The 20,972-nt window shown below is 73.4% G+C and carries 15 protein-coding genes and 1 tRNA gene; 8 read left to right on the top strand and 8 right to left on the bottom strand.

Annotated elements, in window-relative coordinates:
• Positions 1-68 precede the first annotated feature (68 nt).
• The 5 genes from UO65_RS38585 to UO65_RS37330 all read right to left on the bottom strand — a co-directional run bounded on the left by UO65_RS38585 (position 69) and on the right by UO65_RS37330 (position 8,848).
• The gene (locus UO65_RS38585) at positions 69-5,264 is read right to left on the bottom strand and encodes an LCP family glycopolymer transferase (protein ID WP_052020990.1); all 5,196 of its coding nucleotides are present in this window, start codon (positions 5,262-5,264) and stop codon (positions 69-71) included.
• A 220-nt stretch (positions 5,265-5,484) separates the two neighbouring features.
• Positions 5,485-6,390, bottom strand: coding sequence for a GGDEF domain-containing protein (locus UO65_RS10475; protein ID WP_407643143.1), 906 nt, complete (start codon positions 6,388-6,390; stop codon positions 5,485-5,487).
• Between the two features lie 238 nt (positions 6,391-6,628).
• A complete protein-coding gene (locus UO65_RS10470; protein ID WP_035281156.1) occupies positions 6,629-7,084 on the bottom strand; it encodes a hypothetical protein in 456 nt (151 codons plus the stop codon).
• Positions 7,084-8,253 carry a tRNA dihydrouridine synthase DusB gene (dusB, locus tag UO65_RS10465; RefSeq protein ID WP_411431354.1) on the bottom strand — a complete coding sequence of 390 codons (1,170 nt, stop codon included), beginning with the start codon at positions 8,251-8,253 and terminating at the stop codon, positions 7,084-7,086. The genes UO65_RS10470 and dusB overlap by 1 nt, the downstream gene beginning before the upstream one ends.
• 34 nt (positions 8,254-8,287) lie before the next feature.
• Positions 8,288-8,848, bottom strand: coding sequence for a hypothetical protein (locus tag UO65_RS37330; RefSeq protein ID WP_052020989.1), 561 nt, complete (start codon positions 8,846-8,848; stop codon positions 8,288-8,290).
• 110 nt (positions 8,849-8,958) lie between these two features.
• Between UO65_RS37330 and UO65_RS10455 the strand changes: the two genes are divergently transcribed.
• On the top strand, positions 8,959-9,741 hold the full coding sequence (locus tag UO65_RS10455; RefSeq protein ID WP_052020988.1) for a 3'(2'),5'-bisphosphate nucleotidase CysQ: 783 nt from the start codon (positions 8,959-8,961) through the stop codon (positions 9,739-9,741).
• Here UO65_RS10455 and UO65_RS10450 read toward each other — a convergent pair.
• From UO65_RS10450 to UO65_RS10440, 3 genes are all read right to left on the bottom strand, one after another.
• Positions 9,696-10,568: a phosphotransferase gene (locus UO65_RS10450; protein WP_035281208.1), complete on the bottom strand. Its 873-nt coding sequence runs from the start codon at positions 10,566-10,568 to the stop codon at positions 9,696-9,698. The genes UO65_RS10455 and UO65_RS10450 overlap by 46 nt on opposite strands.
• A 103-nt stretch (positions 10,569-10,671) precedes the next feature.
• Positions 10,672-11,700 carry a saccharopine dehydrogenase gene (locus UO65_RS10445; protein WP_035281151.1) on the bottom strand — a complete coding sequence of 343 codons (1,029 nt, stop codon included), beginning with the start codon at positions 11,698-11,700 and terminating at the stop codon, positions 10,672-10,674.
• Between the two features lie 86 nt (positions 11,701-11,786).
• Positions 11,787-11,859: transfer RNA gene (locus tag UO65_RS10440), tRNA-Lys, on the bottom strand.
• 261 nt (positions 11,860-12,120) lie between these two features.
• On the opposite strand from UO65_RS10440, the gene UO65_RS10435 reads away from it, so the two are divergent.
• The 7 genes from UO65_RS10435 (at position 12,121) to UO65_RS10405 (ending at position 20,970) form a co-directional block, all read left to right on the top strand.
• Positions 12,121-12,753: a Crp/Fnr family transcriptional regulator gene (locus UO65_RS10435; RefSeq protein ID WP_035281149.1), complete on the top strand. Its 633-nt coding sequence runs from the start codon at positions 12,121-12,123 to the stop codon at positions 12,751-12,753.
• A 102-nt stretch (positions 12,754-12,855) separates the two neighbouring features.
• Positions 12,856-13,545, top strand: a complete 690-nt coding sequence (locus UO65_RS10430) for a hypothetical protein (protein ID WP_152552046.1) — start codon at positions 12,856-12,858, stop codon at positions 13,543-13,545.
• Between the two features lie 10 nt (positions 13,546-13,555).
• The gene (locus UO65_RS10425) at positions 13,556-15,778 is read left to right on the top strand and encodes a hypothetical protein (RefSeq protein WP_035281148.1); all 2,223 of its coding nucleotides are present in this window, start codon (positions 13,556-13,558) and stop codon (positions 15,776-15,778) included.
• 19 nt (positions 15,779-15,797) lie between these two features.
• Positions 15,798-16,769, top strand: a complete 972-nt coding sequence (locus tag UO65_RS10420; RefSeq protein WP_152552045.1) for a hypothetical protein — start codon at positions 15,798-15,800, stop codon at positions 16,767-16,769.
• Positions 16,750-18,123: a DUF4407 domain-containing protein gene (locus tag UO65_RS10415; protein ID WP_152552044.1), complete on the top strand. Its 1,374-nt coding sequence runs from the start codon at positions 16,750-16,752 to the stop codon at positions 18,121-18,123. Before UO65_RS10420 ends, UO65_RS10415 begins: the two co-directional genes overlap by 20 nt.
• 201 nt (positions 18,124-18,324) lie before the next feature.
• The gene (locus UO65_RS10410; protein WP_035281145.1) at positions 18,325-18,942 is read left to right on the top strand and encodes a hypothetical protein; all 618 of its coding nucleotides are present in this window, start codon (positions 18,325-18,327) and stop codon (positions 18,940-18,942) included.
• Positions 18,943-18,963: 21 nt separating this feature from the next.
• The gene (locus UO65_RS10405; RefSeq protein ID WP_052020984.1) at positions 18,964-20,970 is read left to right on the top strand and encodes a flotillin family protein; all 2,007 of its coding nucleotides are present in this window, start codon (positions 18,964-18,966) and stop codon (positions 20,968-20,970) included.
• Positions 20,971-20,972: the final 2 nt, after the last annotated feature.

Below are 20,972 nucleotides of genomic sequence, written 5' to 3'. Positions count from 1 at the left end.
AGTTCCCCGCGCGCCCGGTTGCCCCAGCGCGGGATGAACCGAAGATGAACCCGCCACGACGAACCCGCCTACGCGCAGGTCACGTCCCCTGCGTTGATCGTCGACAGGTTGGCGGGCAGCTCCTCCTGGACCGGTGCGCCCGCGCCGCCGGGGGCGGTGACGGTGCCGTTGAACTCCGGGCCGAGCACCAGCACCAGCGCGGCGCCCGCGCCGGGGTCCAGCTCCAGGGTCGCGCCGGGGATCGAGGACGCCAGGGTCTGCGCCTGCGCCTCGCGGCCCTTGCCGTAGCGGATCGTGGTCTTCGGCACCGACGGGCCCGCGTTGACCTGCACCACGGTGTAGCCGACGCCGGTCAGCTTCTCCGCGGTCTTCTTGGCGATGCCGTCGGTGGTGTTGCCGCCGTTGAGGACCTGGATCTTGAGCGTCTTCGGGTCGACCGGCTCGGTCTGCTGCTGGCGCAGCGGAGCAGGCTGCGGCATCGCCTGCTGCCCGCCCACGGGCTTCTCGCCGGGCAGTGCCTGCTTGTTGATGATGGCGTGGAACAGCGCCTTGTTGTCGTCCGGGAGCAGCGTCTCGTTGCCGCGGGTGTTGGAGGTGCCCACGGTCGGCACGGTGATGAAGGTGACCCGCCCCGCCTCCAGGCCCTGCAGCGACTGGCCCAGCCGCAGCAGCGAGTCCAGGCCGATGTTGTCGCCGAAGGTGGACTTGGCGAACTCGCTGGTGAAGCTGGTCAGCTTGCCCGGGTCCAGCAGCACCTGGCTGGACATGGCCTTGCGCAGCAACGCCGACAGGAACCGCTGCTGGCGCTTGATCCGGCCGTAGTCGGAGGTGCTGTCGCCGACCACGTGCCTGGCGCGCACGAAGTTGAGCGCCTGGTCCCCGCGCAGCAGCACCTCGGTGCCCGCGTCCTTGACGACCCAGGTGTTGAGGGTGGTGTCGAACATGGGCTTCTCGACGCACACGTTGACGCCCTCGACCGCGTCGACCATGCCCTTGAAGCCGTCGAAGTTGATCCCGATGAACCGGGTGATGTTCAACCCGGACAGCCCCTGCACGACCTTGGTCATGCACAGCGGGCCGCCCACCTGGTAGGCGGTGTTCATCTTCGCGATCTTCTGCCCCGGCACCTGCTCACCGGTGTAGGTGTTGCTCTTGGCGTCGAACCGCTCGCAGGACGGCCGGTTGATCTCCAGGTCGCGCGGGAACGACACCAGCACGACCCGGCTGCGGTCGGCGGGCACGTGCGCCACCATCACCGTGTCCGAGCGCGCACCGGGCACCTGCTCGGCGTCGCCGACGCCCTCCTCGGCCGACGCCCCCTCCCGGCTGTCGGAACCGACCAGCAGGAAGTTCTCGTCGCCCTGCTGGGCGGCGGCGTCGGTGATCGAGGCCGAGTTCGGGTCCAGCGCGCGCACGTCGTCGATGGTGCCGTCGGTCCACTTGGCGTAGCCCCAGCCGATGCCGGTCGCCACGAACACGACCGCGGCGACCGCGATGGCGGCGAACCGGCCCGCGCGCACCTTCCGGTCGTGCGGCTGCGGCCCCCGGGTGACCACGGCCTCGGGCTCCGACTCGGCTTCCGGCTCCCGCTCGGCTTCCGGTTCTGGCTCGGCGGGGCTGTCGTCCCGGGCGGGCTCGTCGACGGCGGGGACCACCTCGGTGGGCAGGTCCGCGCCGGGCTCGGCTAGTCGGAGCGGCGGCGTCCGAACAGTCCGCGCTTCTTCGTCGGGCGCTTCCGGTCCACTTTTGGAGTCGACAAAGTCAACCACCTCCCCCGGTTCGGCACCGGGCACCTGCCCGAGCCCCGTCAGGTGGTCGTCCAGCTCGTCGACGTCACCCGCGAACGGGTTCAGCTTGAGCTTCTTGGCCTTGCGGGCCTTCTCCTCCGCGGCGAGCTCGTCGTGCACGGCGGAGAACCGCGCCAGCGTGTGGTCGACCCGGCGCCGCTTCTGCACGGCCTCACCGATCGGCTCCATCTCGGTGGTGAGCCCCATCAGCTCTTCCGGCGGAACGTCCGGCGGCGGCATCATCGCGGGCCGGTCCTCCGCCCCGTCCTCCGGCTGCGGCGGCATGGACGACTGGCCGGGCTGCTGCCGGGGACCGCGCGGGGGCTGCTCGTCGAGACCGTCGAGGCCCTCGGAGATCCGGCGCTCCCCGGTGTTCCCGGTGCCACCAGTGCTCCCCGGGACGGGGAAGGCGCCGGTGGGGCGCTGGTTCGGGCGGCCGGGAGCGGGGGGGCGCGGGTGGGCGCCGGTCGCGCCAGGCGCGCCGGGCGGTGGCGGACCGGCGGGCCTGCCGGGGCGACCGCCGTTGACCGGCAGCCCCTCGGCATCGGGCCGCGGGTAGCTGTCGGCCTCCGGGCGACGCGGACCGGATCGGCCGCCGGGGCCGGGCCTGCCGTTCGCCCCGGGCTGTCCGTTGGGACCGGGCTGGCCATCGGGACCGGGCTGCCCATTGGGACCGGGCCTGCCGTTCGCCCCGGCCTGCCCGTTGGGACCGAGCTGGCCATCAGGACCGGGCTGCCCATTGGGACCCGGCTGCCCCTTCGGGCCGGGCTGCCTGTTCGGGCCGGACTGGCCGTGGGGACCGGGCTGGCCATTCGGGCCGGGCTGCCCGTTCCGGCTGTGGGGGCCGGATTGGCTGTGGGGGCCGGATTGGCCGTTCGAGCCGGGCTGGCCGTTGGGGCGCGGGTGGGCGCCGGTGCCGTTGATCGGCAGGCCCTCGGCGTCCGGGCGCGGGTAGGAGTCGCCCTCGGCCCGGCGCTGGCGGTCGACGGGCAGGCCTTCCGCGCCGGGGCGCGGGCGGTCGGGGCGGCGGAAGGCGTTGGTCAGGTTGTTCGGCCGGGGGAACGAACCGGTGCCCGCGGGCGGGGGGCCCTCGGCGTCCTCCGGGCGGGGCCGGGGGTACGACCCGGTGCCGTTGACCGGCGGGCGCGGACCGCTCTCGGCGCCGGGGTGGGGATCACCCTGCGGGCCGTTGGGGCGGGGGTGGGCACCCGTGCCGTTGGCGGGGCGGTCGGCGCGGGACCGGGGCTGCGCACCGGTGCCGTTGACCGGTATGCCCTCGGCACCCGGGCGCGGGTACGAATCACCATTCCGGCCGGGACGCGGGTAGGCGCCGGTGCCGTTCACCGGGCGATCACCGGCGCCGTGCACCGGCATGCCCTCGGCATCGGGCCGTGGGTACGAGTCGGCATCCCGACCAGGGCGCGGGTAGGCGCCGGTGCCATTCACCGGGCGATCAGCACCGTGTGCAGGCATGCCTTCGGCATCCGGACGCGGGTACGAATCACCATTCGGGCCAGGACGCGGATAGGCGCCGGTGCCATTCGCCGGACGATCAGCACCGTGCACCGGCATGCCCTCGGCACCCCGACGCGGGTACGAATCACCATTCCGGCCAGGACGCGGGTAGGCGCCGGTGCCATTCACCGGGCGATCAGCACCGTGTGCAGGCATGCCTTCGGCATCCGGGCGCGGGTACGAATCGCCGTTCCGGCGGGGGCGCTGGTGGGCGCCGGTGCCGTTCGTTGGGCGCTCGGCGTCAGGCCCCGGGTACGGATCGCCGTTCCGGGCGGGACGCGGGTGAGCACCCGTGCCGTTCGCCGGACGATCGATGCCGTTTACCGGCATGCCCTCGGCGTCCGGACGCGGGTACGAATCGCCGTTGCGGATCGGGCGGGGGTGGCTGCCGGTGGGGCGCGGACCGCCGGGGGGCGGTGGGGCGTCGTCGGCTTGGCGGGGGTCGCGGGGGAAGGACTGGTCGGCCTGGCGGGCTCGCCTGCCGCGCGGGGCGGGGCGGGCGGGGGCGTCGGGGGTCGACAGGGCGCGGGGGGCGCCGTCCTCGTCCTCGGGCAGCGCTCGGCGGCCCCGGGTGTTCTCCGGGAGCGCGCGGCGGCCGCCCTCGGGGCGGGCGCGCTTGGCGGGGCGGTCGATCGGGAAGGGCTCGCCGCCGCCCGCGGAGCGCCTGCCCGTGACGGGCGGGTCGACGAGGGCGGGATCGGCCGGGAAGGGCCCCTGGTGGGCGGGGGAGCCGCCCGCGAACCCCTCGGCGGGCTCCGGCCGGGCGCGGTGGCCGGGGGTGTCGACCTGCTCGGACCGGGAACGGCGACCAGGAGCACCCGCTTCCGCCGGGGAACGGTGGCCCGCGGCGTCGGCGGTCTCCGGCTGGGAGCGGTGGCCGAGGCCGTCGCCCGCCTCGGACCGGGAGCGGTGCCCCGGGGTGGCGCCGGGCTCCGACTGGGTCCGGTGACCGGGGACATCGCCCTGCTCCGCGCGGGAGTGGTGGCCGGGGATGCCTGCTGACTCCGACCGGGAGCGGTGGCCCGCGGCGTCCTGGGAGCGGTGGCCCGCGGCGTCGCCGAACTCCGACTGGGAGTGGTGGCCTGGAGCCTCGCCGAGCTCCGACTGGGAGTGGTGACCCGGAGCGTTGCCAGGCTGCGACTGGGAGCGGTGACCCGGAGCGTTGCCGGGCTCCGGCTGGGAACGGTGGCCTGCGGCGTTGCCGGGGTGCGACTGGGAGCGGTGGCCGGGGGTGCCGTCCGGCTCCGGGTGGGAGCGGTGGCCCGGGGTGCTCGCGGATTCCGCGCGGGAGCGGTGGCCGGGGGTGCCGCGGCGGTTGGCCTCGAACTCGTCGGCGGTCGGGAAGGGGCGGCCAGCGGCGGGGGCGCCTTCCTCCTCCGGCTGGGCCATCAGCCTGCGGCGGGCGTCGTCGGACAGGGCGCGGCGGCCGGTGGGTTCGTCGGCCGGGGGCTCGGCGGCGCGGCGCCTGCCGGGGGCGGGGGGGTAGGCCGCGGCGGGCTGCTGGTGCGGGTCGCGGTCGACCGGGAAGGCGTCGCTGTCGTCCTGGCGGGCTCGGCGGGGGGCGTCCGGGACGGCGGTGCGGGTGCTGGTGGAACCGAGCAGGTCGGCCACGGTGGTCGGGATGCTGTCGTCGGTGCGCGGGCTCAGCGGCCGCTCGGCCGGGGGCTGGCCCTGGGCCCGCACGAGGATGTCCGCGGGGACGGTGGTGGTGCGGTGCCTGCGCGAGGGGGTAGCCGCACGGCGGCCGGTCGGTTCCGGCTCGGGCGCCGGGGGGGCGACCGGGGTCAGGTTGGTGCGGGAGCCGCTGTGCCGCTCCACCAGGTCGGACACGCTCAGCCCGCCGGAGTTCTCCGCCGCGCGGCGCCTGCGCCTGGGCTCCTCGGTGGGTTCGGGGGCGCGCCGTTTGCCCCCGGGGGGCTCGCCGTGGCCTGGGGCGCCGTCGCGGTTGTGGTCGTCGGGCACCCATGCTCCTTCCGAGGTCCTGCGTTAACCGTTACCAGTTGGTTGTCAACCCGTTGCGACGTCGCGCTCGGTTGCTTACCCGATCGTGTCACAGTGCGGACGCGATAGTACGACTGACAGATCCCTGTGACGACCTCAGGACAGGCTTCTTTTCACAAACTCTGCGTGTCGTACCCACGGTTATAGTCCGATCGGCGTATCGCCCGGAAGCGTGGGGGCGTCAGCGCGCACTCGCCCTGGGCACCACCACGGCCCGGCGGCCCGCGGCGGCTCCGGCCAGGTGGGGCTTGCCGTCGAGCAGATAAGCGACAGCGTTGCGACCCGACTGCTTCGCGGTGTACAGCAGCGCGTCGGCTTCCCGGAGCTGACGCTCCGGACCGGCCGGTGTGTCCTCCGCCACGCGGACGGTGGGTTCCTGCGCCAGGCCGATGCTGACGGTCACCCGCAGCCCCAGCACCAGGCTCGACCACGGGTAGTGCTCGACCCTGGCCCGGGCGGCCTCGGCCAGCCCCACCGCGGTCACCCGGTCGACCCCGGGCAGCACCAGGACGAACTCCTCGCCGCCGTAGCGGGCGCAGAAGCCCGCCTCCGGCAGCCCCTCCTGCAGCAGCTCCACCACCCGTTGCAGCACCCGGTCGCCGACCAGGTGGCCGAAGGTGTCGTTGACCTGCTTGAACCAGTCCAGGTCGACCAGCGCGACGGCCAGCCCGTCGGCGCGGTCCTGCTCGGCGAGCAGTGTCACCAGCCGCTGGTCGAGGTAGCGGCGGTTGTAGCTGGCGGTGAGGCTGTCGCGGATGCTCTGCTCGTGCGCCTCGGCGTGCTCGCGGCGCAGCCGGTCCACCTCGCGGCGGAGCTGCTCCGGGATCTGCGGCTGCTCGCCCAGCTCGGACACCAGGTCCAGGGCGGAGCGCAGGTGCTGGTAGGCCTGCCGGTACTGGCCGCGGGAGGCCAGCAGGGCGGCGATGGACTCGTGCAGGCTGACCAGGTTGGCGGCGTCCGCGGGCGGGTCCAGGTCCGGGTTCTCGGCCCGGTCGGTGATCGCGGGGTGGCGCAGCGGGATCGTCGGCTCGTTGACCCGGTGGCCTCGCCACGGGGTGTCGTGCCGGTCCGGCTCTGAGTTGGTCACACCTCGTCCCAGAACGGTCACCGCGGTCACCTCCCTACGTAAGAATGTGTGTCGTCCTTAAAGAGGCCGCGCTTGAGCGGGCGGGACGCATGGAGGTCGTAATTCCCCCTACTGGTGGACGAGGCGCTGCTCCATCCCGGTGATCCGGCGGAGCGGTACCACCATCCACGGTCGGTGTGGGTCACCCGTTTGCCGCAGTGGTGCTTCTCATCGAGGAACACCGCTTTGTGGTGGGGAACTACCGGGTGGGGCAGGGTGTGAACCCGTACGCCTTCCCGCTGAGCACCACCACGCGCTGCGACCCGATCTGCTCGGCGAGGGTCGAGCCGTCCCGCCGGATGCGCACCGACACACCGACGACGTAGGTGGTGCCGCGCGGGCGGGCGGTGGCCTCCTCCGGCTTCCACCGCGGGTCCGGCCGCAGCGTGGACAGCGCGGGCTCGATGCGCAGGGTCAGGTCGCCGAGGTCGCAGGCGCGGTCGGTGAAGTCCGGGTGCTGGGTGCGGCGCAGGAACTCCCGCTGCGCCGCCGGGCCCTCGCCCGCGGCGTCGTTGAGGTCGGTGAAGTACTGCTTCACCAGCGCCTGCTGCCCGTCGGTGCCCTGCCCGCCCGCCGGGACCGGTGAGCCCGCGACGGTCGACGTGCACGCCGTGGCCGCCGCGGCGAGCAGCACCACCCCCAGTGCCCGGCGCATCAGCCCCCCGAGTGCATCAGCTCGGCGCCCGCCGGGACGGCGGCGTCGTCCGGGTCGTCCAGCCAGCCCTCGGGCAGCACGACGCGGCCGGGGGAGCCCTGGCGCCCGCGCGGGCCCTCGGCGGCCTCCGGCGGGTACGGCGCGGTGTGGTCGAGCTGACCGATCAGGTCGTCCAGCTCGGCCAGGGTGCTGACCATCGCCAGGCTGCGGCGGATCTGCGACCCGACCGGGAAGCCGCGCAGGTACCAGGCCATGTGCTTGCGCAGCTCGCGCAGGCCCTTCTGCTCGCCGATGTGCGCGGTGAGCAGTTCGGCGTGCCTGCGCAGGATGCGCCCGACGGCGCCGAGCGTGGGCCCCTCGGGCATCGGGGTGCCGGTGAAGGCGGCGTGCAGCTCGCCGAACAGCCACGGCCTGCCCAGGCACCCCCGGCCGACCACGACGCCGTCGCAGCCGGTCTCGGCGACCATCCGCAGGGCGTCGTCGGCGCAGAAGATGTCGCCGTTGCCCAGGACGGGGATGCCGGTCACGGCCTCCTTGAGCCGGGCGATCCTGGACCAGTCGGCCTGCCCGGAGTACCGCTGCGCGGCCGTCCTGGCGTGCAGCGCGACCGCCTGCGCCCCCTCCGCCTCGGCGATCCGCCCGGCGTCGAGGTAGGTGATGTGCTCGTCGTCGATGCCCACGCGGAACTTGACCGTCACCGGGATGCCCGCGGGTTCGGCCGCGCGCACGGCGGCGGCCACGATCTCACCGAACAGCCGCCGCTTGAACGGCAGCGCCGCGCCCCCGCCCTTGCGGGTCACCTTGGGCACCGGGCAGCCGAAGTTCATGTCGACGTGGTCGGCGAGGTCCTCGGCGACGACCATCCGCACGGCCTCGGCCATGTTGTGCGGGTCGACGCTGTAGAGCTGCAACGAGCGCGGGTGCTCGGTGGGACCGAAGGTGATCATCTCCATGGTCTTGGAGTCCCGCTCGACCAGCGCCCGAGCGGTGATCATCTCGCACACGTACAGCGAGGTGGGGCTGCCGAACTCCCGGCAAAGCTGCCGGAACGCCACGTCGGTGATCCCGGCCATCGGCGCGAGGACCACGGCCGGGTCCACGGCGTACCGGCCGATCTTCAGGCTGGGACCGGTGGGGGTACTCGGAGATCCTGCGACCACGCCGCCCAGGCTAACCCCCCGCGGGCGCGGGATGGCGCAGCGGCTACCAGGCGCCCCAGTCCGCGTCCCCCGGGTCGGCGGCGAGGTCGTCGGCGGTGAGGTCGTCGGCGGTCGCGGCGGGGTCGTCGTGCAGCGAGTCGAGGAAGTCGTCGAAGCGGGAGCCCGCCGGGCCGTCCTCGGCGGTGTCGGAGCCCTCGTCGGGGTCGTCCTCGGCGCCGGTGCCGCCCGAGTCGGAGGTGCCCGCATCGTCGGCCGGCTGGTTCTCGAAGCCGCCGTCGTCGGGTTCGTCGTCCGGTGGCGGGGGCGGGTGCGCGGTCTGGTCGGCGGGGGAGCCGCCCTGGCCGTGCGCGTTCCAGGTGCCCTCGCCGCTGGGGTCGCTGTAGGCGGACTCGGCCTTGCCGTCGTCATCGGTGTCCAGCAGTGCCGTGTCGGCCACGCCGTCGCCGTCGGAGTCCCACATGGCGTCGTCGTAGCGGCCGTCGCCGTCGAAGTCGACCGCGACGGCGTCGGGGGTGCCGTCGCCGTCCGCGTCGACGTCGGCGGCGCCGTGGTGCACGTGGGGGTCACCCTCGCCGGTGCCGAACCGGTACTCGATGTCCGCCATGCCGCTGCACTCCCGCCGATCGCGCCGTCCCCCACACAGACGTCACGGGATGACCCCGCGTTCCCCCTGGCGTTGCTACATTCGACTTTCCCCGAGCGCAGGGAGGAAGCATGACCACGGATGCCCGCCTCGCCGTCGATCTGGCGACTACAGCCGGTGACTTGTTGCTCGACCTCCGTAACCGACGACCGGCTGACCTGGGACGACGCGGAGACCTGGAGTCCAACGCCCTGATCCTCGACCGGTTGGCGGCCGAACGCCCCGGCGACATGGTCCTCTCCGAGGAGTCGGCGGACGACCCGGCCCGGGTCGAGGCCGACCGGGTGTGGATCATCGACCCGTTGGACGGCACCCGCGAGTACGCCCTCCCGGGCCGCCCGGACTGGGCCGTGCACATCGCGCTGTGGCAGCGCGGTGCCGGGCTCGTCGCCGCGGCGGTCTCCCAACCGGCCCTCGGCACGGTCTACGCCACCGACGACCCACCACCGCTGCCGCCGTCCGAGGACCGCATCCGCCTGCTGGTCAGCGCGAGCCGCCCACCGGCGTTCACCGGCGCCGTGGCCGAGACCCTGGACGCGGAGGTGCTGACCATGGGGTCGGCGGGCGCCAAGGCGATGGCGGTCCTGCGCGGCGAGGCGGACGCCTACCTGCACGCGGGCGGCCAGTGGGAGTGGGACTCGGCGGCGCCGGTCGGGGTGGTGGCCGCGGCGGGCCTGCACGCCTCCCGGGTCGACGGGTCGCCGCTGCGCTACAACCGGCCGCACCCGTACCTGCCCGACCTGGTGATCTGCCGCCCGGACCTGGCGGCGAAGCTGCTCGCCGCGATCCGCGCGACCGGCTTCGAGGACTACCCGAGCAGCGACCGCAGTGTCGCGAGTGGAGCGTCGGTGTAGTCGCCGGGCTCCGGCGACACCGCCCGGTGCCACACCAGCGCCCGCGCCACCACCGCGACCCGGCACGCCAGCTCCGCGGTGGCCACCAGGTCGGCCCGCGGGGCGAGGTCGTCGAACACCTCCAGGTAGGCGTCGCGCACCCGGTCCCGCTCCTCGGGCCCGACCTGCTGCAGGGGCACGAGGAGACTGGCGAACGGGTGCGCGACCACGGCGTCGCCCCAGTCGTAGAACCGGGGTCCGACGAGGAAGTTGTCGGCGTGCAGGTCGTTGTGGTCGAGCGAGGGCGGCACGGTCGACTCCGCCAACCGCGCGCACCACGCGCCGAAGGTGTCGGCGAACCCGGCCAACTCCGGCGAGGTCCCGATGACCCGCCGCGCCTCGGCGAACCGCTCGGGCATCACCGGCGCCCGCATGTCCGCCACCCCGGCGGCCAGCACCCGGTCGACGTGCGGCGCCACCGCCCGCTGGAACTCCGCGTAGACCGGCAGCACGTCCACCAGGTCCGCGTCCCGCAGCGGTTCGCGGTGGGGGAGCAGCAACAGCCCCCGGTCGAGGTCGGTGGCGATCGGCGCCACCACGTGGTCCGGCGCGATCCTCGGCAGCAGTTCGTAGAGGCCCGCTTCGAACGCGGTGCCCGGCGCCGTCGCCTTGAGCCACACCGGACCGGCGTCCGTCGGCGCGGTCAGCACCACCGACCACGGCCGCACCCGGTGCCGCCGCGCGGGCCCGGTCCGCGCGCGGCCCGCCACGGCCAGCCGGTCGTCCAGCCACGACACCGCCCACTCGAACCACGCGTCCGACGACCACACCCCGGTACCCGTTTCCACCGGTTCACTGTGGCAGGTCCCCACCGGGTCCACCGAGCGGTTTTCCCCTGCCCCGCGCGGGAACCCGGTACCCGCGTGGACGGTGCCGCAGGCCGGGACCCGGTCAGCCGAGGTCGGCCACGGCGGCGTCGAAGTGACCGCGCGCCCGTTCCCAGGGATCACCGTCGAAGTCGAGCAACTGCGGCGTGAGGTCCGCGGAGAAGGCGGTGCTCGCCTCCCGCGGCAGCAGCGACGGCAGGTTGTCGATGGCGATGACGTCCACCGGGTTGTCCCGGCGCAGCCCGCGCGCCGGTTCGTCCCAGTCGGTGATCCGGTCGTAGACGGGCAGCACGTTGCAGTCGGAGGTGACGTCGCAGGTCACGTCGGAGATGACTCGGAGCCGACGCCGCGCCCGGTCGAGGTCGGCGTCGGTGACGAACGGCGGCACCGGGGTGGAGGTCAGCACGGCGTTGACGAGGATGTCGTGGTCGAGCAGCGCGGCCTTGTCCAGCTCCGCGGTCTCGGCCACGTCCCACGCGGTGGCACTGATCCCGGCCACCGCGAGCGCGTCCACCGCCCCCCGACCACTGCGCCCCAGTGCACCCACGACCAGGGCCGTGGTCGGGTCCCGCTCGGCGCGGATGCTCTCGTCCAACGCGGCCCGGGTGGTCGGCCGCAACGGCGCCTCGAGTTCCCCGCGCGCGGCGAGCACCGCCAGCGCGGCCCCCACGTACCCGGCCCAGTACCCGAAGGCCGCCAACCGGCGCCCGTGCTCGTCGGTCAGGTACTCCAGGTCCAGCAGCGCCCCACCACCGGCGGCGAACCGCCCGACCAGCTCGGCGGCCCCACCCTGCCCCTTGTACGCGTGTCCGAAGTAGACGTGCCGGTGCCGCAACGCCGCGGGTTCCCCCGGCAACTCCTTCAACCCCAGCACGACAACACCACCCGGCGCGTCGACCCAACTGCCCGCACCCACCACCTCGCACCCGGCGGCGGCGTACTCCTCCACCCCGAACACCCGCCGCGGCGACTCCTCCACGGTGACCCGCACCCCGGCCTCGACCAGGCGCCGGGCGTCGGCGGGCACCACGGCCACCCGCCGCTCGGTCTCCCGGACCTCACTCCGAACCCACAACCACAGCGCGTCACCCATGCACCGAGTCTGCCGCAGCGAACGCGCCGGGGGAACTCCGGGTGATCATGAACGACAAAGCCCCAGGTCGTTGACCTGGGGCTTCGTGGGCCGCCTGGGGCTCGAACCCAGAACCTACGGATTAAAAGTCCGCAGCTCTACCAATTGAGCTAACGGCCCGGACCCCCGAGTGTAGCGGGGCCCCGGGTCGGGAACGGGGCCGCCACGCACAGGCGCGGGCAACCGGGTGACCGGCGGTCGAGGGGCGACGACGGGAGGTGAAGCGGTGTGGGCCGAATGGCGTGCGGCGGTTCGCATCCGGGTGATGTGGTGATCAAGCGGCGGGCGCGGGAGGGGGGTACCGCCAGGCTGAGGGGACCTCGAATCCGGGAGGCGTGCATGCGGCCAGCTCGGTGGCCCGAAGGGAGCGTTCTCGCCCAGGTGTCCGCGCGCACCCGGGAGGCCCTGCTCGGTGCCGGGTCGCCGATGGCGTTCCCGGTCAAGGGGGTGTTGTTCCGGCACGCGGAACGCGGGGATTCCGCCTACCTGCTGCTCGCCGGGAGCGTGAAGGTCTTCGTGGATTCCCGTGGTGGGGCGCAGATCCCGTTGGGGACGGCGACCGAGGGGGACCTGGTCGGCGAGACGGCGGTGTTGGCGGAGGGCGGCAGGCGGTCGGCGAGCGTGCAGGCCACGACCGGGGTGGAGGCGCGGGTGTTGTCGCGGGCGGTGTTGCGGGAGTTGGTGGTCGCGCACCCGGACTTCGCCATCAGCCTGCACCAGATGACCGCGCGGCGGTTGGCCTTCGCGAACCGCAGGCGGGTCGACGCGACGATGAAGGACCCGGGGGTGCGAATGGGTCGGCTGCTGCTCGACACCGCGCGGCGGCCCGCCCCCGGGGAGGACCCGGCGGTGGCGCTCACCCAGCACGAGCTCGGGTTCATGGCGATGATGACGCCCCGCACGGCGGAGAAGGTGCTCACGGAGTTCGCGGAGCGCGGGGCCATCGTCAAGGAGTACGGCTGCGTGCGGATCGTGCGGTTGGACATTTTGCGGACAATCTCTGATCTCGGCTGAAATCCGTCCCGCTGCGTACTTGTCGTGACGGACTGTGCCCAAGATGTCGAGCACCCACTCGGGATTGGCACGAAAGGCCGGTTGATGTCCTCAAATGGCGCAATGCGCCGCCAACTCTGCGTTGCCGCAGATGTGCGGTCATATGGGCGGGCGAACACCCAGCTCCAGCTTTCCCACCAGCGGTTCCTCCTCGAGGTCCTGGACGAGGCGGGCCGCCGGGCGGGGCTGGAGCGCACGCGGTGGTGGCGCTCGGGTTCTGGCGACTCGGAGTTCGCGGTGCTCCCCGACTCCGAGCCGGAGGCCGTGGTCGTCGACCGGTTCGTGCGCGAGCTGGGCGCCGGGCTGGACCGGCACAACGGTCAGCGCGTCGAGGCGGCGAAGCTGCGGCTGCGGGTGGCGATCCACTTCGGGCCGGTCGTCCCGGCGGAGAACGGCTACGCGGGTCCCGCCCCGGTCGAGGTGCACCGGCTGCTGGAATCGGCCGCGCTCAAGGCGGCGCTGGAGGACAACCCGGGGGCGGACCTGGCCCTGGTGCTCTCCGACGTCGTCTACCGCGACACCGTCCACGAGGGGCACACGACCCTGCGGCCGGACGAGTTCGAGTCGGTCGCCGTGGAGCTCAAGGAGTTCAGCGGCACCGCGTGGCTGTGGTCGCAGGTGCGCTCCGGTCAGCGGGGGACCGCGGGTGCGGCCCCGGCGGCGCCGAGCGCGCCGGGGGGCCCGCACGTCTCGACGACGGTCAACGGGTCGGTCTCCGGCAGCGACCTCGTCTTCGGCATCCGCAACGGCTGAGCGGCGCGACATGACCGAGGAGCACGAGCCCCGGGCGGGCGCGGAGCCCGCCGAGGAACCCGCCCGCGACACCGAGGAGCCCACCGCCGCGCCGCCGGGCGACAAGTCGGCGCGGGAGGACGGCGACGCGGACGACGAGGACACCCAGGCGGTCCGGGCGCGCCAATCCGCTTACACCACCATCAACGGCAACATCCGGGCCGAGCACGCGGTGTTCGGCGTGTTCAACGGGCACGCCGAACGCCCCCACCGGGTCACCGGCACCATCAAGGCGAGCGAGGTCGAACGGCAACTGCGGCACTACCAGGTGCCGGAGCGGTTCGGGGACGCCGAAGCGGTGCTGCGCGGCTGCCACGTGGTGGCGCTGTCCGGGCTGGAGGGGATCGGGAAGCGCACCACCGCGATCAAGCTGCTCGTGGGACTGGGGTGTTCCCGCCTGACCAGCGTGTCACCGGCGCTGTCGCTGTCGCAGGTGCTCAACACGGTCACCTTCGAGCGCGGCCAGGGGTACCTCATCTGCGACCACGTCGGTGACGGCAGCGAGGCCGGGGTGCACGTGCACGACCTGGAGCTGCTGTCGGCGCGGGTGGAGAAGGCGGGCGCCCACCTGGTCGTGACCGGGACGCCGCCGTTCCTGGTCGAGCGCGCGCTGCCCGACTTCGCCGTGCGGATCACCGCGCCGGACCACCGGGCGCTGCTCCTGCGGTGCCTCGAAGGGGCGGACCTGGCACCGGGCGTCGAGGCCCGGGCACTGGACTCGGTGGCCCGGCTGCGCAGGCCCCGCGAGGTGGTGCGCCTGGCCGCCGGGCTGCTGGAGGACCCGGAGCGGGCGCTCGACGCCCTCCAGCACACCGCGCGCGACCAGGTGGACAGGTGGCTCGACGGTGAGCCGACCACGGAGGACGTCTTCTCCGTGGCCACGCTGGCGCTGATCGGACCGCAGCCGCAGCCGACGCACGAACTCCTGCACCAACTCCTGTTGGGGCACACCCGTCCCGCGCCCGCGGAGGGCGCGGCGGTGCCCGGGCCGCCGCCGGGGGAGTGGACGGTCAAGCGGCGCAACCGCTCGCACGAGCTGATGACCGCCGAGGCCGACGAGGCCGACGGGTCCGGCAGCGGGCGGCAGATCCGGTTCCGCTCACCGGAGCTGCGGGAGATCACCCTGGCCGCCCTGCACGAGGAGTTCGGCTACTCGCTGTGGGAGCCGGTCCGGCGCTTCCTGCGCGGGCTGGCCGCCCTGGACCTGCGGATCGAGATCGAGGGCGGCATCGCCTACGGGCTGGCCCGGCTGGCCCTGGCCGACTTCACCGACGTCCGCCTGGGGCTGCTGGAGCACTGGGCGGGCGGCCGGGCGGGGGAACGCTCCACCGCGGCGATGGTGCTGTGGTTCATGGGCGACGACGACCACCTGGCCCCGCTGGCGCTGCGCACCGCCTTCGAGTGGGGGTCCGGGCGCGGTCTCCCGCACGCCATCACCTCGGCCATGGCGCTCGGCGGTCCGCTGGGCCTGCGGTACCCGGTCGAGTCGATGCGCAGGCTGTGCTTCCTGGCGCTGCGGGCCAAGCGGATCGCCGCGGTCGCCCGCACCTCCCTGCAGTTCCTGTTCGCCACCGCGGTCAAGGAGGGCTCGGAGAACGCGGACGAGGTCCTGCTGCTGGTCAGCGAGGAGCACCGGAGGGCCATCACCAAGGACCGCGGCACCGGGGCGGCCGAGGCGCCGGGCGTCCCGGAGGTCGACGGGTCCGACGAGCAGTACGAGCACGGCTGGAGCCACCGGGTCGTCCGGGCGGCGCGCGGCATGGTCGTGTCTGTGCTGAGCACCACCCAACCCGGCAGCGACGACCCGGCGACCGCGCAGATCCTGCGGTTCAGCGCCGAGCAGGTCGTCTCGGTCGGGGAGGGCGCCGAGCAGCCCGACGGCGTCACGCTGCTCGGCGGGCTGTGGGCGGACGTGCTGTGCAGCGCCCCGCACCGGGCCGAGGCCATCGAGGCGCTGTGCCGCACGCTGCGCGCCCTGGAGGGCGACCGGTCCGCGCACACCGCGGTGGCCCGGCTGGGCGCGGTGATCAACCAGCGGATGCCGCCCGCGCACCGGGCACTGCGGCTGGCCGAACTGGTGCGCGCCATGGAGAGCGACCGCTTCGGCAGGCGACCGCCGAAGGTCCTCGTCTCGACCCTGCTTGCCGCCATCGGCGGCGAGGTCGTCCCCACCACCTCGTCCCCATCTTCCTGACCCCGTGAGGAGCCACGGAGTGACTGTTCCCCCCTATCCCGTCATCAGCGAGCACGCGCTGGGCCGAGCACCGCGGAAGTTCCTCTCCCGGGTGCGCGACCTCAGCGAGCTGCCCACCCCGACACCGGGCACCGTGCTGGTGTTCGAGACCGCCACCGGCCACCACGCGGCCACCGAGCGCAGACACCTCACCGGCGGTGAGGACGTCGTCGTCGACGCGGTGGCGGTCGCCCTGGTCGACATCCGGGAACGGCTGGTCCCGGTGCGGCTGGCGCTGCCGTCGGCCAGCCCAGCCGACGAGTTCACCGTGACGGTGGACTTCCGCTGCCGCGTCACCCGGGCGGACGTGGTTGCCGCCGCGGGCCACCACGACGTCACCCGCTCGCTGGAGATCTTCCTCAAACGCGACACGGCGCTGAGCCGGATGGGCGCGGGCAGCACCATCGACCAGATCGGCCGGGTCCGCGCCGAGGTGACCGCCCGGATCGACGCCTTCTGCAAGCTGCGCGCCCCGGAGATCCCCGGCATGGAGGTCACCCTCGCCGAAGTGCACGTGCAGACCCCGGCCGACCTGGCCGCGCACGAGAAGGAGAAGCGCGACGTCGTCTGGTCCGGAGCCGTGGACGACCTGCGGGCCGCGGCGGAGGACCGGGACGCCGCCCGCCTGGAGGACTACTTTCGTCGCGGCCCGGCCGCGGTGGCGGGCCTCGGGGTCAGCAGGGGCGAGATCAACCTCGCCGAGGCGGCCGAGCGGGAGTACTCCCTGGCCGAGGCAAGGCGCAACGAGATGATCAAGTTGTTGCAGAGCCTGCCGGAAGGCGCGTTCGACACCACGACGATCGACGTGGACCGCATCTTCAACGAGGTCCTGAACGTGGTCGGCGCGAGCGACAAGCCCGCGATCGGCGCACCGGAACTGCCCCGGCTCGACGGCGTGGTGCCCCGGGCGGGCGTCGAGCGGGGGGAGACCGGTGAGCAGCACCACTCCTGACCGGCGGGGTGGGCGGTCGACGCCCGCCCGGCTACTGCGGGTGCTCACCGGGGTCGACGAGGACCTGCTGGACCGGGCACCGGGCGACCGCGCCCGCTACACCGCGATGGGCGGTGTCGTCCTCGGCACCGCCACCGTGGCCACCTTCTCCATGCTGGTGGCCCTGTCCGAGGTGCTCGGCGGCTTCCACCCGGCCGTGTTCCTGCCCGCCCTGATCTGGGGCGTGTTCGTGCTCAACCTGGACCGCTGGCTGGTGTCCTCGGCCTCGGGGACCGAGTGGCGCAGGCGGGTGGGCGTCCTGGTGCCGCGACTGCTGCTGGCCTTCTTCTTCGGCGTCGTCATCGCCGAACCGCTGGTGCTGCGGGTGTTCGAGACCGCGATCGTCAAGGACATCACCAACGACCGCGAGCAGGAGCGGCGCGACCTGGCGGGCGTGCTGCTGCGCTGCAACCCCGACGCCACCGCCGAGCAGGCGGAGCGGCAGCGGGCCGGGGCCGACGGGTGCGACGGGCACCGGCTCAACCTCGCGGCGGGCCACCAGGCCGTCGACCTGGAGCTGGCCGGTCTGCTCGACCAGGCCAAGACCCTGCGCGACGGCATCGGCGCCGACACCGCCGAGCAGGCGCGCCGGGACACCCTGGCGAGCCAGGAGTGCAACGGGACGCCGACGGCGACGGGGGAGACGAGCGGCAGGCGCGGGCGCGGGGCGGAGTGCCTGCGGCGCGAGCAGGAGGCGCAGGACTTCCGCGAGTCGCACCCGGTCAAGCCGCGCGCCGACCGCCTGGCGGGCCTGGAGACCAGGATCGGCGAGCTGGAGGGCGCGCTCGGGACCGCCCGCCAGGACTTCCAGCAGCGGCGCGACGCGGAGGTCACCCGGCAGGTCGACGAGCTCATCGCCAGCCAGGGCGCGATCGGCCTGCTGGAGCGGTTCCGGGCCTTGGACGAGCTGACCTCGGAGAACGCCTTCCTCGCCGGGGCCACCTGGTTCATCCGGATCTTCTTCATCCTCATCGACTGCCTGCCGGTGGTCGTGAAGTTCCTCGGCGGGACGACCAAGTACGAGCACCTGGTCGACATCCGGACCGGCAGCGAGCGCCGGAAGTTCCAGGCCGCGGTGGAGACCGACGAGCTGCGGTGGGTCAAGGACCACGAGTGCGCCCAGCGGGAGATCACCAACGCCGCGGCCATGCGGCAGGGCGACGCCGAGGCCGAACTGCGCTGGCACGAGGCCCGGGCCGACGCCGAGTTGCAGCGCAGGGTCACGTTCCTCTCCACCGGCCAGGGGTTCCCCTTCGGACCGGGACCGGGGGACCCGGAGGCGACGCTGCGGTTCGCCGCCCGCGCTCCGCTGTGATCAGCGGGGGCTGACCGGCACCCACCGCGGAGCGCCGCCCGACCACGTGGTCGGGCGGCGCTCCCGCGTCCGCGGACCGAATCCGGTCCCGGCGGTCGCGCGGACCGGATCACGCGTGGGCGGCGGGTTCGCCGAAACGCCTCCGGGGCGCCCGCCCGCCTTGTATGTTCCGGCCCAAGGGCAGCAGGGTGGAGGAGACCAGTGCGCGAGTTCGTCGTGGCCGCGTTGAGCTTCCCGACCGCGCTGTTCACCTTCCTGCTCCTCGTCGTGGTCGGCTACTGGCTGTTCGTCGCGTTCGGTTTGTCCGATGTGGATGCTCTGGACGGGGTGGACGGGGCCGGGGCGGAGACGCTCGACGGGCTGGGGTTGGGTGGGGTGCCGATCAGCGTGGCGCTGAGCCTGGTGATCTCGCTGTCCTGGTTCGGGTGCCTGGTGGGGACCGTGCTGCTGTCCGGCAGCGGGTTCCCCGGTGTCGCGGTGGCGGCGCTGTCGGTGCTGGTGCTGGTCGTGGCGGTGCTGGTGGCGCTGGTGCTGACCCGGTTGGTGGTGGTGCCGCTGCGCGGGTTGTTCGACGACCGGCTCGCGCCGACCCGCTCGGACTTCGTCGGTCTGCTCTGCGTGGTGCGGACCGGGCGGGTGGACCTGGGCTTCGGCCAGGCGGAGGTCACCGCCGCCGACGGTTCCTCGGCGATCGTGCAGGTGCGGCAGGCGGGTACCGAACCGCTGCGGGCCGGGAGCACCGCCGTCATCCACGACTACGACCCGGAGGGCGAGTTCTTCTGGGTCGCCCCGGTGGACCTCGACTTCCCGATCAACTGAAACCGCAAGGGGTTGGACCGCATGGACGCCATCTCGACCGGGCTGGGCGTGCTGCTCGGCGTGATCCTGCTCGTCGTTCTCGTCGTGCTGTTCACGATCGCCCGCATGTTCCGCAAGGTGGAGCAGGGCAAGGCGCTGATCGTGTCCAAGGTGAAGAAGGTCGACGTGACCTTCACCGGCGCGGTGGTGCTGCCGGTGCTGCACAAGGCCGAGACGATGGACATCTCGGTGAAGACGATCGAGATCCACCGGGCGGGCCGGGAGGGGTTGATCTGCCGGGACAACATCCGCGCCGACATCCGGATCACCTTCTTCGTGCGGGTGAACAAGACCGTCGAGGACGTCATCAAGGTCGCCCAGGCCATCGGCACCGACCGGGCCAGCGACGAGGCGACGCTGCAGGTGCTGTTCAACGCCAAGTTCTCCGAGGCGCTCAAGACCGTCGGCAAGCACCTGGACTTCGTCGACCTCTACACCAAGCGGCACGAGTTCCGCGACCAGATCATCAACGTCATCGGCACCGACCTCAACGGCTACAGCCTGGAGGACGCGGCGATCGACTACCTGGAGCAGACCCCGCTGTCGCAGCTCGACGCGGCGAACATCCTCGACGCCCAGGGCATCCGCAAGATCACCGAGTTGACCGCCATCGAGCACGTGCGCACCAACGAGTACACGCGCACGGAGGAGAAGGAGATCACCCGGCAGAACGTCGACGCCAGGGAGGCGATCCTGGAGTTGGAGCGGCGGCAGGCCGACGCGGAGATCAAGCAGCGGCGCGAGATCGAGACGCTGCGCGCCCGCGAGGAGGCCGAGACGCAGAAGGTGCAGGCCGAGGAGCGGCTCAAGTCGCAGGCCGCGCACCTGCGCACCGAGGAGTCCCTGGGCATCCAGGGCGAGAACCAGGCGCGGGAGATCGCGGTGGCGGCGAAGAACCGGGAGCGGGTCATCGCCATCGAGACCGAGCGGATCGAGAAGGACCGGCTGCTGGAGGTCATCGCCCGCGAGCGGGAGACCGAGCTGTCGCGCATCTCCAAGGAGCGCGAGGTCGAGGGCGAGAAGCGCACGGTGGCCGAGGTGGTGCGGGAGCGGATCGCGGTGGACAAGACCGTGGCCGAGCAGGAGGAGGCGATCAAGCGCTTGCGCGTGGTCGAGGAGGCCGAGCGGCTGCGCGAGTCGACCATCATCGCCGCCGAGGCGCAGGCGCAGGAGAACCTGGTCAAGGACATCAAGGCCGCCGAGGCAGCGGAGACCGCCGCCAAGCACCGGGCGCGCGAGGAGCTGACGCTGGCCGAGGCGCGCCAGCAGAGCGCCGAGCTGGACACCCGGGCCAAGATCCGCCTCGCCGAGGGCGCGCAGGCCGAGGCCGCGGCGAAGGGCCTGGCCGAGGTGCAGGTGCGCGAGCGCGACGCCGCCGCCATCGAGAAGGTGGGCCGGGCGGAGGCCGCGGTGGCGCGGGAGAAGGCGCTGGTCGAGGCCGAGTCGATCAAGGAGAAGCTCAAGGGCGAGGCCGAGGGCCTGGCGGACAAGGCCGGCGCGATGGCCGCCATGGACGCCGCCACCCGCGACCACGAGGAGTACCGGCTGCGGGTGGAGACCGACAAGGAGGTCCGGCTCGCGGGCATCTCCGCCCAGCGGGACGTGGCCGAGCGCCAGGCGCAGGTGCTGGCCGCAGGCCTGGAGAAGGCCGACATCGACATCGTCGGCGGCGACACCATGTTCTTCGACCGGGTGGTCGGCGCGGTCGGCCTGGGCAAGGCCGTGGACGGGTTCGTGGACCACTCGGACGTGGCGCAATCGCTGGCCCGGCCGTGGTTGGACGGGTCAGGCAGCTTCACCGACGACCTGCGCGGCGTCCTCGGTTCGATCGACACCGACGACGTGCGGAACCTGACCGTGTCGGCGGTGCTGCTGCGGCTGATCGACACCAACGGGCCGGAGGCGGGCAAGCTCAAGGAGCTGCTGACGCACGCGCGCAGGCTCGGCGTGGCCGACCAGTCGGTGGCCGCCCTCGCCGCCGCGAAGTAGCC

Source organism: Actinokineospora spheciospongiae (genome assembly GCF_000564855.1).
In the GTDB taxonomy this organism is placed as follows: Bacteria; Actinomycetota; Actinomycetes; order Mycobacteriales; family Pseudonocardiaceae; genus Actinokineospora; species Actinokineospora spheciospongiae.
This window is presented reverse-complemented; position numbering and strand designations above follow the sequence as displayed.

Excerpts from the sequence above, each read along its gene's own strand:
- UO65_RS37330 (WP_052020989.1), bottom strand. The coding sequence starts at position 8,848 with ATGGCGGACATCGAGTACCGGTTCGGCACCGGCGAGGGTGACCCCCAC.
- UO65_RS10405 (WP_052020984.1), top strand. The coding sequence starts at position 18,964 with ATGGACGCCATCTCGACCGGGCTGGGCGTGCTGCTCGGCGTGATCCTG.
- UO65_RS10425 (WP_035281148.1), top strand. The coding sequence starts at position 13,556 with ATGACCGAGGAGCACGAGCCCCGGGCGGGCGCGGAGCCCGCCGAGGAA.
- UO65_RS10445 (WP_035281151.1), bottom strand. The coding sequence starts at position 11,700 with ATGGGTGACGCGCTGTGGTTGTGGGTTCGGAGTGAGGTCCGGGAGACC.
- UO65_RS10430 (WP_152552046.1), top strand. The coding sequence starts at position 12,856 with ATGCGCCGCCAACTCTGCGTTGCCGCAGATGTGCGGTCATATGGGCGG.
- UO65_RS10455 (WP_052020988.1), top strand. The coding sequence starts at position 8,959 with ATGACCACGGATGCCCGCCTCGCCGTCGATCTGGCGACTACAGCCGGT.
- UO65_RS10470 (WP_035281156.1), bottom strand. The coding sequence starts at position 7,084 with ATGCGCCGGGCACTGGGGGTGGTGCTGCTCGCCGCGGCGGCCACGGCG.